The 11539-nt window shown below is 39.2% G+C and carries 13 protein-coding genes; 9 read left to right on the top strand and 4 right to left on the bottom strand.

The genetic code is table 11. The features are described 5' to 3' along the window. A partial coding sequence (locus ACSHXM_RS18765) for a Dam family site-specific DNA-(adenine-N6)-methyltransferase (protein ID WP_435691367.1) occupies nucleotides 1-622 on the top strand: 622 nt, incomplete at its 5' end. Nucleotides 623-687: 65 nt separating this feature from the next. Here ACSHXM_RS18765 and ACSHXM_RS18760 read toward each other — a convergent pair. Continuing rightward, a complete protein-coding gene (locus ACSHXM_RS18760) occupies nucleotides 688-1011 on the bottom strand; it encodes a hypothetical protein (protein ID WP_435691365.1) in 324 nt (107 codons plus the stop codon). 162 nt (nucleotides 1012-1173) lie between these two features. Next, nucleotides 1174-1818: a TorF family putative porin gene (locus ACSHXM_RS18755; protein WP_435691363.1), complete on the bottom strand. Its 645-nt coding sequence runs from the start codon at nucleotides 1816-1818 to the stop codon at nucleotides 1174-1176. A 406-nt stretch (nucleotides 1819-2224) separates the two neighbouring features. On the opposite strand from ACSHXM_RS18755, the gene rpe reads away from it, so the two are divergent. From rpe to ACSHXM_RS18715, 8 genes are all read left to right on the top strand, one after another. Then, nucleotides 2225-2905, top strand: a complete 681-nt coding sequence (gene rpe, locus ACSHXM_RS18750; RefSeq protein ID WP_435691361.1) for a ribulose-phosphate 3-epimerase — start codon at nucleotides 2225-2227, stop codon at nucleotides 2903-2905. Between the two features lie 27 nt (nucleotides 2906-2932). Continuing rightward, the gene (gene trpS / locus ACSHXM_RS18745; RefSeq protein ID WP_435691359.1) at nucleotides 2933-3940 is read left to right on the top strand and encodes a tryptophan--tRNA ligase; all 1008 of its coding nucleotides are present in this window, start codon (nucleotides 2933-2935) and stop codon (nucleotides 3938-3940) included. Nucleotides 3941-3954: 14 nt separating this feature from the next. Continuing rightward, nucleotides 3955-4551, top strand: coding sequence for an anthranilate synthase component II (locus ACSHXM_RS18740; protein ID WP_435691356.1), 597 nt, complete (start codon nucleotides 3955-3957; stop codon nucleotides 4549-4551). 92 nt (nucleotides 4552-4643) lie between these two features. Then, nucleotides 4644-5789: an HDOD domain-containing protein gene (locus tag ACSHXM_RS18735; RefSeq protein ID WP_435691354.1), complete on the top strand. Its 1146-nt coding sequence runs from the start codon at nucleotides 4644-4646 to the stop codon at nucleotides 5787-5789. Between the two features lie 284 nt (nucleotides 5790-6073). Then, the gene (locus ACSHXM_RS18730) at nucleotides 6074-7279 is read left to right on the top strand and encodes an aspartate aminotransferase family protein (protein ID WP_435691352.1); all 1206 of its coding nucleotides are present in this window, start codon (nucleotides 6074-6076) and stop codon (nucleotides 7277-7279) included. 21 nt (nucleotides 7280-7300) lie between these two features. After that, entirely contained in the window at nucleotides 7301-8335 is a 1035-nt protein-coding gene (gene astA, locus ACSHXM_RS18725) for an arginine N-succinyltransferase (RefSeq protein WP_435691350.1), read from the top strand. A gap of 2 nt (nucleotides 8336-8337) precedes the next feature. Then, entirely contained in the window at nucleotides 8338-9810 is a 1473-nt protein-coding gene (gene astD / locus ACSHXM_RS18720) for a succinylglutamate-semialdehyde dehydrogenase (protein WP_435691348.1), read from the top strand. Between the two features lie 14 nt (nucleotides 9811-9824). Next, nucleotides 9825-10655 (top strand): DUF1338 domain-containing protein, encoded by an 831-nt coding sequence (locus ACSHXM_RS18715; protein WP_435691346.1) that lies wholly within the window; start codon nucleotides 9825-9827, stop codon nucleotides 10653-10655. 106 nt (nucleotides 10656-10761) lie between these two features. Here ACSHXM_RS18715 and erpA read toward each other — a convergent pair whose 3' ends face one another. Further along, nucleotides 10762-11106, bottom strand: coding sequence for an iron-sulfur cluster insertion protein ErpA (erpA, locus tag ACSHXM_RS18710; protein WP_435691344.1), 345 nt, complete (start codon nucleotides 11104-11106; stop codon nucleotides 10762-10764). Nucleotides 11107-11244: 138 nt separating this feature from the next. Further along, nucleotides 11245-11539 (bottom strand): DUF6776 family protein (locus ACSHXM_RS18705; RefSeq protein WP_435691342.1); only part of this gene is annotated, 295 nt, incomplete at its 5' end.

Here is an 11539-nt window from a genome sequence, read left to right as displayed (position 1 = left end):
TGATAATTATATTAAGGACAGTGCATCACTGTTTAGCTCTATCAATAACCAAGAAAAACGATATTACGAAATTAGAAATAAATTTAACGCCACTGAAGATATTTACGAACGTGCTGTGTACTTTTTGTATTTGAATAGACATGGTTACAATGGCTTATGTCGATATAACAATAGTGGCGGCTTCAATGTTCCTTTTGGAAGGTATAAACAACCTTATTTTCCGGAAAAAGAATTACACGCATTTGCAGAAAAATCCCAACGTGCTGAATTTACTTGTACCTCTTTTGAAAAGACATTCTCCAAAGCTCGAAAAGGTAGCGTCATTTATTGTGATCCACCTTATGCGCCAATTAGCAAAACAGCTATGTTTAATAGTTACGCAAAAGGTGGCTTTACCTTAGACAGTCAAGTAAAACTTGCTGCAATTGCGAATCGCACAGGCAATCAAAGAGAAATTCCAGTGTTAATTAGCAATCATGATACTGAGTTTACCCGTGATATATACCAAGATGCCAAACTCACAAAGCTTCAAGTCAGTCGGTTTATTAGCCAAAAAGCCAATAACAGAAAGAAAGTAGCTGAGTTACTAGCTCTGTATTCGGCAACTCCCCCCTTAAAATGACACCATTGACGGTATAAACCGACTTAATCAGTATTCATCATGAGAATAGGTTATAGGCAACCGATTTATTTTGAATGTTTATTATTAGAACTACTTTGAGGAACTTTTGTGTAGTCTTTAGTTCGAGACAATAACTCTAATAAATCGATAAAATGGAATTGATAAGAACTAGACTTCCCACTAATCCAAGAGGACCAGCTTACTGCATCAGATTGGCTTGAGGCACAGCGATTAACAGGATGACTAAGGGGCAAATTATGATCAAAGGAAATATTAGTCTCACAGTGACAAAATAAACTTCCTTCTTGTGGTGATGCGTAAGATAACCCCAACACTGTAGCAAAAGCGACACCTGTTAAGCTTAAAAACGACTTTGACTTCCTATTCATACTTGTCATCTGCAAATTAATAATGGGGCATATTATACCCAAGCACAATAATTGAACAACTGTACTTTAACGTAATTGTTCCGCAGTTCGTCGATTTAGCTTGGCAACAGGTATAAAAAAAGGCGCATAAATGCGCCTTCATTCAGTAAATTTTTGTTTTACTTATAAATCAAATGCTTTTCCGATTGAGAAGAACAGAGATTCATTATCATCTAAATCAGAACCACTGAATACTACTCCAACGCCAACATCAAAACCGGCAACTTCTGTACCGTAACCTAATTCAACGTATTCGCCTTCTGAATCTTGACCATAAGTACCAAATGTAGCACTAAAACCGTTATTTTCGATTGTTGCAGTCAAGATTGAGTAATCACCTTCAGTAGCGGCTTCATTTCCAACTACGCCATCCCACTTACCAACACTATAACCAAGACTAAATAAACCAAATCCAGCGCTCAAGTTAATTTCATTGTATGCAGAATCGAAATCACCAGTATATTGATACGTTGTAGCACCTAAACCTAAAGATAGGCCGTTATCTAATTCAACACCATATCCAGCGTAAAAATCGATTTCAGCTCCGTCTAAAACGTCAGCAGCCCAAGTTCCTGCATAAAAACCACCATTTTCGTAATCGATACCAGCACTACCAGATGCACCGATAGTTTGTTGAATACCACGGAAGTGATACTGAGATACAGCACCAATGTTAGCACTCCAACTACCTTCTGCAGATGCAACTTGACTAAAACTAGATGCAGCTAGAACAGCAGCGGCGATAGTAGCAATTTTTAATGTTTTCATATGTGTTCTCCAACTTTATTTATAATATTTAATAATCATGTTTATACATGGCTATATAATTTCACTGGTGGATATAACGCAAAACTAATGCCTAAAAATATATTATCTAGCTCTTCGTCAAAATAACAAATAACCAATTGATTTAAATAGATATTTTTTAAAGCCCATCCAAAGTACCTTAAATGCATTAATGCACTACAATCATTACAAAGCACCAAGTTGGTGCATGCAGTAGATCTATTTGGTGCAAAATACAATACGTATAATTAACTAGTCCCCTCCTTATTATTACTTAGTGTCTGTCGATCCTAGTTACATAGGAGTTTTTGTACTGATTGCTCTTTTGTCTACCGGTGTTTTTCTGTAAAGTGTCGGCATTTATGCAGCCTATAGAAACTAAATTGCTATGAAACCTTTTTTAATCGCCCCATCTATATTGTCCGCTAACTTTGCTAAGTTAGGTGACGAAGTTGATTCAGTGCTTGAAGCCGGGGCTGATGTAGTACATTTTGATGTGATGGATAACCACTACGTACCAAATTTAACCGTTGGGCCTTTAGTTTGTGAGGCTTTGCGCAAACATGGAGTAACGGCTGATATAGACGTACATTTAATGGTTCAGCCTGTAGATGACCTGATAAAACAGTTTGCAGATGCGGGGGCAAGTTATATCAGTTTTCATCCAGAAGCCTCACAACACCTAGATCGTAGTTTACAACTGATAAACGATTGCGGGTGTAAGGCCGGTCTAGTATTCAATCCCGCCACTCCGCTACATTATTTAGATGACGTAATGCATAAGTTACATCATATTTTACTAATGTCGGTCAATCCTGGATTTGGTGGGCAAAGCTTTATTCCCCAAAGTTTGGATAAATTAAAAAGAATAAGCACTCTAATCGACAATTCGGGTTTTGATATCCGGTTAGAGATTGACGGTGGAGTGAAAGTAGATAATATTCGCGCCATTGCCGAAGCAGGAGCCGATATGTTTGTAGCAGGCTCTGCTATTTTTAACCAACCCAATTACCGACAAGTGATTGACGAAATGCGAGCAGAGCTTGCCCAAGTTAATCGTGGATCCTAAAAATTAAATAATTAGATTACAGAATTTATGAGCAAACCTATTGTATTAAGTGGCTGTCAGCCATCTGGACAACTTACCATTGGCAATTATATTGGCGCACTGCGCCAATGGGTTGACATGCAGTCCACCCACGATTGTTTATACATGTTAGTAGACATGCATGCCATTACAGTCCGCCAAGATCCAAAAGAGTTATACAACGCCTGTTTAGATGGCCTAGCTTTATATATAGCTTGTGGCATCGATCCTGACAAAAGTACTGTGTTTGTGCAATCTCATGTGCCTCAACATGCACAACTAGGCTGGATAATGAATTGTTACACCCAAATGGGTGAGTTGAATCGAATGACTCAATTTAAAGACAAGTCAGCTAAAAACGTCTCTAACATTAATTCTGGTTTATATACCTACCCTGCACTAATGGCTGCTGATATTTTGCTATATCAAGCTAACCAAGTGCCGGTTGGCGACGACCAAAAGCAACACCTAGAATTAACACGGGACATCGCTACTCGCTTTAACAACTTGTATCAACCGACTTTCACCATACCCGACCCGTATATTCCTGAGGTGGGAGCTCGAGTCATGAGCCTGCAAGACCCAACTAAAAAAATGTCGAAATCAGATGATAATCCCAATAATTTTGTTGGTTTATTAGAAGATCCAAAAAAGATAGCCAAAAAAATTAAACGAGCGGTTACCGATTCTGACGAACAAGCACGTATTTACTTTGATACCGCTGAAAAGCCGGGTGTATCAAACCTATTAAGCTTATTGTCGTGTGCTACAGGTCAATCCATTGCTGATTTAGTGCCACAATACGAAGACAAAATGTATGGTCATCTAAAAGGTGATGTAGCAGACGCTGTTGTAGCTTTACTTGAACCTATTCAAGCTAAGTTCGCAGAACTGCGTAATGACCAAACTGAGCTTGATCGTATCATGCGAAATGGAGCTGAAAAAGCTCAAGCTAGAGCAGAAGACACACTCGCTAAAGTTTATAAATCTATTGGGTTTATTCCCAAACCTAAATAGACGCTTGTTCTAGTATGTTATTACTGATCGACAATTACGATTCGTTCACCCACAACTTGGCCCATTATTTCAATGAATTGGGCCAAGAGGTGAAGGTCGTTAGAAATGACGAGATCAATTGTACTGACATAGAGAACTTGGCCCCAGAATATTTAGTTTTTTCACCTGGTCCTTGTACACCTAAACAAGCTGGTATCACCCTTAAAGCGATCCAAAAATTTTCTGGAAAAATACCTATTTTAGGTGTGTGTTTAGGTCATCAAGCAATTGGCCAAGTGTTTGGTGCCACACTAGTCAATGCTAAAGAAATTAGACACGGTAAAACCTCTGTTGTTTATCATCAAACCGGACAGCTATTTAAACAAATAAACTCATCTTTTCACGCAACCAGATATCATTCTTTATTACTTGATATTCAATCGATTCCTGAATGTTTTAAGATTACAGCTTGGTGTAATCAGTCCTCTGGTTCAGAATTAAATAACCAATCTGAAGTCATGGCAATCGAACATAAAACCTTGGCAGTTTATGGTGTTCAGTTCCATCCAGAGTCACTGCTAACTGAGTTTGGACATGAAATATTGGAAAACTTTTTAAAATCTGCACACTGAATAATCAAAATATGACTGAAATACAATTCAGTAACTTGGTATACTTAGCCTGAATAATCACTGCAACCCAACTGAATGAGCCTCAACGAATAATGGACGACCGCCTTAAAACTCGCTTTAATGATTTGTTTTTAGATGCAAAACTGGCTAGACAGAACATGCTTAACGAAGGCAAAGCAAAAGTTAGCATTGTAGAAGAAGAACAAAGCAAAACGGCAAGACAACTGCTCCAAGTTGAAAAACAAGCCATTCGCGAAAAAGATTTAAACAACAAAGTTGAACTGAGCTATTTGCATTCAATTATAGAGCAGCTCAATGATGAAGTTGAATCTCGTATGATTCCAGTACTCGAAGATGTCGATAATATATTTAATAAAATAGTTGGCATAGATGAAATGATGGCAGAGTTACTAGACGCAGTAAGCGTGAAGGCAGCCACCATATCCAAGATAGAACCTCTAGCTACCGAATTACCTTGGTTTTACACCGATTTAATGAAACTCATTAATCAACCTAAATATAAGAGAGTTGATAGTAAAGGGCGAGTGGTACTAGTTGATAGTTTGCGAGTAGGTTTAAGCTTTTTTGGTTTAGAAAACTTAAGTGTTGTCATTACCGCATTGGCTTTTAAACGCTGGTTGCCTCAAATCACCGATCCCTATCCGCAGATTAAACTAAGGATATGGGAAGAAGCATTGGCTACGGCTAACTCTTGTAAACAAATTGCCTCGGTCAGTGGTGTAGTGCCTAATCATGCTTTTTGTCTTGGTATGTTACAAACCACCGGAAAAATAGTGGTAACTCGAATGTATTTTCGACTATTTGAAGAAGTACAAAGAGAAGCATTAATTGAATCTGAAAACCATAGAAAACACGATGAACATAAAGCGCTTTTAAAAACTCAGCCATCAGGTGAGTTTTTAATTTCATTGATAGACAAATATGCCTTTAAGATCAGTGCTCAGTTAATTGAGAAAATGGCTATGAAACGTGTCTTTATCAGTAATGCCATGGATGAAGTTCATCAAGACCTGCCTGATGCCGATTTATCACCTATGGCTAAAGTATTAAAGCAAGGTAATGCCTACGCCAAATACCGTATATTAAAAAGTCAAAAGTTAATCGAACTTGATCAGGCTAGAGATTTTGTGCGTTCAATGAAAATGCCTAAAGGAGCGCTAGAGTTATTGAAAGTAACTGACGTACGCTCACTTAATCTTTCCATGGATGAAGAATAACCTTAAATATTAAAAATTATTTAAGCATACTCATGCAGCTAACTGACCACTTGGTAATTTAGCTGCCCTTAGCTCTACCTCTTTACCCTATCACTATTTACAGTCCATTTTATATATTCACCTTATTAAATATTTATTCACTTTTTATGCACATTAAAGCCTAAGCCTTTATAAATGCAATGTTCAGCCATTTTTTATACAGACAAATGCTCGACTAACTGCCATAATGTTGTTTCTTTTTCGAGCGAACGAGGTCAACTTAGACCCCAAATTAAGGCAATAGAATGAATGTTACCCGCGACTTATTTAATGATGTAATGGTTCCCAATTACAGCCCCTCAGCCGTCATACCTGTAAAAGGATTGGGTAGTCGATTGTGGGATCAAACGGGTACTGAGTATATCGATTTTGCTGGCGGGATCGCTGTGAACGCCCTTGGACATTGCCATCCAGAACTTGTTAAAACACTTAAACATCAAGGCGAAACTTTGTGGCATTTAAGCAATGTTTTAACAAATGAGCCGGCACTACGTTTAGCCAAAAAACTAGTAGACGCCACTTTTGCAGAAAAAGTCTTTTTTGCCAACTCAGGCGCAGAAGCGAACGAAGCTGCACTTAAATTAGCTAGGCGCTATGCCTTAGAACAATTTGGCGAACATAAGAATCAGATTATTGCATTTAACCAAGGTTTTCATGGCCGCACTTTCTTTACAGTAACAGTCGGCGGGCAAGCATCATATTCTGATGGTTTTGGCCCTAAACCAGGTAATATTGATCACCTAGATTACAATGATTTAGCCTCATTAGAATCAATGATCTCTGACAAAACTTGCGCAGTGATGATAGAGCCATTACAAGGTGAAGGTGGTGTTGTCAGTCCTTCGGCTGAATTTATAAAAGGCGTGCGTGCATTATGTGATAAACACAATGCCTTGCTAATTTTTGACGAGGTACAAACCGGTGTTGGCCGTACCGGAGACCTATATGCCTATATGGGCTTAGACGTAACACCTGACATATTAACCTCAGCTAAAGCCTTAGGTGGCGGATTCCCCATCGCTGCTATGCTAACCACAACGGCCATTGCTTCACATTTAAAAGTGGGAACACACGGCAGTACTTATGGAGGCAATCCTTTAGCCTGTGCGGTAGCAGAGACAGTGTTGGATATTGTTAATACTCCAGAGGTATTAAGTGGTGTTAAACAAAAAGCGCTGTTATTTCGCCAAGGTTTAGAAGCAATTAATCAAAAATATGATTGTTTTGGCGAAATTCGTGGCAAAGGGCTGTTAATTGGTGCTGTTTTAAGCGAAAAATTTGCTGGTCGTGCTCGAGATTTTCTTGTTGAATCGGCGAATGAACAACTCATGTGTTTGGTAGCAGGCGCCAGTGTCGTTCGCTTCACACCTTCATTGATTATTTCCGACGAAGATATTAAACAAGGTTTAGTCCGTTTTGAACGGGCTGTAGCTAAAGTCGTTAACGGCTAAATTAACTAGCGAGATGTGGACATGAATATTATTCGCCCAATTCACCCGAATGATTATGAGTCACTCTACAATATTGCACATGCTTCGGGGGTTGGATTTACCTCCTTGCCTGTAAACAAAGAACTACTGATAAGTAAAATTGACAAATCTGTAGAATCATTTAATAAAACAGTGGCACAGCCTGGTGAAGAAAACTACTTGTTTGTCATGGAAGATGGCGATACAAAACAAGTTGTGGGTACTAGCGGTATTGCTTCGAGCGTAGGCTTGGAAGACCCCTTTTATCATTATCATCTAAGCAAGGTTGTACATGCATCTCGCGAACTAAATATATACAACACGGTCGACATATTAACCCTATGTAACGATTACACGGGCGTTTCTGAAATTTGCACCTTGTTTTTAATGCCCGAGGCTCGCAATGGGTTAAATGGACGCCTGTTATCAAAATTTAGATTTTTGTTTATGCAGGAACATCAACATAGGTTTGCTGAAACCATCATCGCTGAAATGCGCGGCATAAATAATGATGATGGCCAATCGCCTTTTTGGCAGTGGTTGGAAGAGCACTTTTTCTCCTTAGACTTCCCCACTGCTGACTATTTAACCGGCATTGGCCAAAAACGTTTCATCGCAGAACTGATGCCTAAACACCCTATTTATGTGAGTTTATTAAGCAAACAAGCCCAAGCAGTAATTGGTAAGGTTCATGAAAAAACGAAACCCGCATTGCAGTTATTGGAACAAGAAGGTTTTAGCTGTAGAGGTTACGTCGATATTTTTGATGCAGGCCCAACCGTAGAAGCTAATTTAAAACATATACGTAGCGCCCAAACGAGTCGAAGACTCCCCATAAAAGTTAAAACTAATATTGCACAATCCGACTTAAGCTATTTCGTGATTAACACTGAAGTTGAAAATTTCAGGGGGGTTAACACGCAGGTAGAACTAAGCCAAGATGGAAGTTATGCCTATATTAATCAGCAGGCAGCAACCGCACTCAAGGTAACGGATGAAGATTTCATCCGCTTTGTACCCACTCACTTCAGGACATAATTATGAGCAACAACACCCACTATATCGCTGGTGATTGGCACGCTGGCGATGGTCATGCTATCCAATCAATCGATCCTGCCAAAAAAGAAGTGGTATGGCAGGCCGTATCGGCATCAAGCCAGCAGGTTGATCAAGCCATAAAAGCTGCGCGAAAGGCTTTTGCTAACTGGAGCAAGCTCAGTTTTGAGACTCGCCTAAATTACGTGAAAAAGTTTGCCGAGCTATTGGCTGAAAACAAGCAAGCACTTGCTCTAAGTATCGCACAAGAAACGGGTAAACCTTTGTGGGAAACTGCTACTGAAGTCGCCGCTATGATCGGCAAAATAGGCTTATCTGAAAAAGCATATCAGGAGCGAACTGGCACAGTTGAAAACCCTATGCCAGTTGGACAAGCTTACATAAGACACAAGCCCCATGGCGTTGTTGCTGTATTTGGCCCGTATAATTTCCCAGGCCACTTACCTAACGGACACATAGTACCGGCTTTACTTGCAGGCAATACCATAGTGTTTAAGCCTAGTGATTTAACCCCATTAGTCGCTGAAAAAACGATTCTTTTATGGGAAGCAGCAGGTCTGCCAGCGGGAGTTTTAAATATGATCCAAGGTGAAGTCGAGACAGGAAAAGCCCTCGCTTCTCACCCTGGGCTAGATGGGTTATTTTTCACTGGAAGTTCTCGAACCGGTAAGTTATTGCATGAACAGTTTGCTGGACATCCTGGCAAAATATTAGCATTAGAAATGGGCGGCAATAACCCACTAATCGTTAAAGATGCTAAAAATACTCAAGCTGTTATTCACGACATCATTCAATCCGCTTTTGTCACCTCTGGTCAACGCTGCACTTGCGCCCGCCGACTGTTTATTCAGCAAGGCTTGGAAGGTGATCATTTGTTAGCTCAATTAGTTGATGCAACAGCAAAAATAAAAGTGGGTGAATATGATGCGCAGGAACAACCCTTTATGGGGGCAATGATTTCTAAACAAGCTGCGACGCTTATGGACCAAGCACAAGAACAACTAGTAGAATTGGGTGCTAAACCTTTACTCAAACTACAACATTTAGATAGTGAATCCGGTTTTGTTAGCCCAGGGATCATAGACGTAACGCCTATTCTCAATGAACTACCAGATGAAGAACATTTCGGGCCATTATTAAAAGTAATTCGATACACAGATTTCGATCAGGCCATAGAACAAGCCAACAACACAAGTTTTGGTTTATCTGCCGGACTATTAAGCGATAACCAAGAAGATTATGACCACTTCTATCGCAATATACGTGCAGGTATTGTTAATTGGAATCGTCCCATTACTGGTGCCAGTGGTGCGGCTCCATTTGGTGGAATTGGCGACAGTGGCAATCATAGAGCCAGTGCCTATTACGCTGCAGATTACTGCGCTTACCCTGTTGCATCAGTCGAACTTGATACTGTTACTTTGCCGGCTACTTTGAGCCCCGGTTTAACTCTTTAATAAATAGGCCTGACATGCATTCTCAAATAAACGAATTATTCAGTCACTTATGGCAAGACTATTTAGCCATTACGCCGTCCGCTAGAAAGATTCACAGCTTATTAAATGAACTAGAATTTATCGATACTGGCTCACAGGGTGAGTTAATTAATGATCATATCGCTTTGCGTACTTTTAATATTGAAAAAATAAACTTAGACAAACTCGCAGCACACTTTTTAGCATTAGGTTACGTAGAAAAAGGCCACTACGATTTTGCTCAAAAGAAACTTAAAGCGAAACATTTTGAGCATCCCGACACAACACAGCCCAAAGTATTTATCAGCGAATTATTAGTTCAATACATGCCAAAACCAGTGCAAGATATCATTAATAAGATGGTAGAAGGTGTAAACGAAGACACGGCCTTACTAAAAAACTTCTTATATTCTGGAGCACACTGGCAGGTAACAGAGGAAGAATATAAAACCCTAGCAGAACATTCTGAATATGCGGCCTGGATGTCTATTTGGGGATTCAGAGCTAATCATTTCACTATTAGCATCAACCATATGCAACAAATAAACTCTGTTGGCGATATGAACTTAAAGTTAAAACAAGCTGGATTTGCATTGAACGATTCTGGTGGGGAAATAAAAGGCGGGCCAGATGTGCTGCTTGCTCAATCTTCTACAATGGCAGATAAAATCAAAGTTGAATTGAAAGATACATCACTATCTGTTCCAAGTTGTTTTTATGAGTTTGCTTATCGATACCCGATGGAGAATGGTGAGTTATACCAAGGGTTTGTAGCGGCTTCTGCAGATAAAATTTTTGAAAGTACGAATACCAATTCCATTAAGTAAATGGAATTGGGATAACCAAAGTTAATTCTGAACTAGATCAAAAAGGGCTGGAAATTTCCAGCCCTCAAATCTAATTTAACCTACACACTGGATAATGTATTTAACACTACACTGTAAATGAAGATCCACAGCCACAAGTCGTAGTGGCATTTGGATTAGTTACCATAAAACGAGAGCCTTCTAGGCCTTCGGTATAGTCCACTTCTCCGCCGACTAAATACTGCAAACTCATTGGATCAACTACTAGAGTAACTTCATTTTTATCTATGGTTGTGTCGCCTTCATTAACTTTCTCATCAAAAGTAAAACCATACTGAAACCCAGAACAGCCTCCTCCGGTGACATATACCCTTAATTTCAAATTTGGATTTTCTTCTTCTTCTACTAAAGTTTTTACTTTTTTAGCAGCAGCATCAGAAAACTCTATGGGTAACGCGGTTTGCACCGTCATAACAAAAACCTCAACTCAAAAACCTAATCTAATTGGCTACAATTATCCAGTACTTGACTAATATGGTCAAGTATTCTTATTTCTGTCGCCCTATCGCTATTAGAACCAACACCAATTTACTAAACGTCCTACTTAACTTTAGTCAGCCACTAACCATTCAAAAACAGTAGTGAGCTGACCTTTTTTACGTTTGAATTGATAAATGTCTGCATACACAGAAACATTTTCCACTACAAACCCCGCAGGTAGTTTTAACTCGCCTTCTATCACCTGAAAGTATTTGAAACCAAAAGTAAGGGATTTGTCTGAGTTTACTAGAAGTGATTTAAGTGCATATTGTTTTGCTTGGCCATTTTCGCTACCAATGAGAGTAATTTTTAAGGAAACTTTTAATGCCTGTTTAATTTTTTCTTGTTTAATTAACACTAATTCA

Origin of the sequence: Paraglaciecola sp. (assembly GCF_051252315.1) — a bacterium.
Lineage (GTDB): Bacteria > Pseudomonadota > Gammaproteobacteria > Enterobacterales > Alteromonadaceae > Paraglaciecola.
The sequence above is the reverse complement of the archived record's forward strand: the minus strand, read 5'-3'. Positions and strand labels throughout refer to the sequence as shown.

Excerpts from the sequence above, each read along its gene's own strand:
- ACSHXM_RS18760 (WP_435691365.1), bottom strand. The coding sequence starts at position 1,011 with ATGAATAGGAAGTCAAAGTCGTTTTTAAGCTTAACAGGTGTCGCTTTT.
- ACSHXM_RS18755 (WP_435691363.1), bottom strand. The coding sequence starts at position 1,818 with ATGAAAACATTAAAAATTGCTACTATCGCCGCTGCTGTTCTAGCTGCA.
- rpe (WP_435691361.1), top strand. The coding sequence starts at position 2,225 with ATGAAACCTTTTTTAATCGCCCCATCTATATTGTCCGCTAACTTTGCT.
- trpS (WP_435691359.1), top strand. The coding sequence starts at position 2,933 with ATGAGCAAACCTATTGTATTAAGTGGCTGTCAGCCATCTGGACAACTT.
- ACSHXM_RS18740 (WP_435691356.1), top strand. The coding sequence starts at position 3,955 with ATGTTATTACTGATCGACAATTACGATTCGTTCACCCACAACTTGGCC.
- ACSHXM_RS18735 (WP_435691354.1), top strand. The coding sequence starts at position 4,644 with ATGGACGACCGCCTTAAAACTCGCTTTAATGATTTGTTTTTAGATGCA.
- ACSHXM_RS18730 (WP_435691352.1), top strand. The coding sequence starts at position 6,074 with ATGAATGTTACCCGCGACTTATTTAATGATGTAATGGTTCCCAATTAC.
- astA (WP_435691350.1), top strand. The coding sequence starts at position 7,301 with ATGAATATTATTCGCCCAATTCACCCGAATGATTATGAGTCACTCTAC.
- astD (WP_435691348.1), top strand. The coding sequence starts at position 8,338 with ATGAGCAACAACACCCACTATATCGCTGGTGATTGGCACGCTGGCGAT.
- ACSHXM_RS18715 (WP_435691346.1), top strand. The coding sequence starts at position 9,825 with ATGCATTCTCAAATAAACGAATTATTCAGTCACTTATGGCAAGACTAT.
- erpA (WP_435691344.1), bottom strand. The coding sequence starts at position 11,106 with ATGACGGTGCAAACCGCGTTACCCATAGAGTTTTCTGATGCTGCTGCT.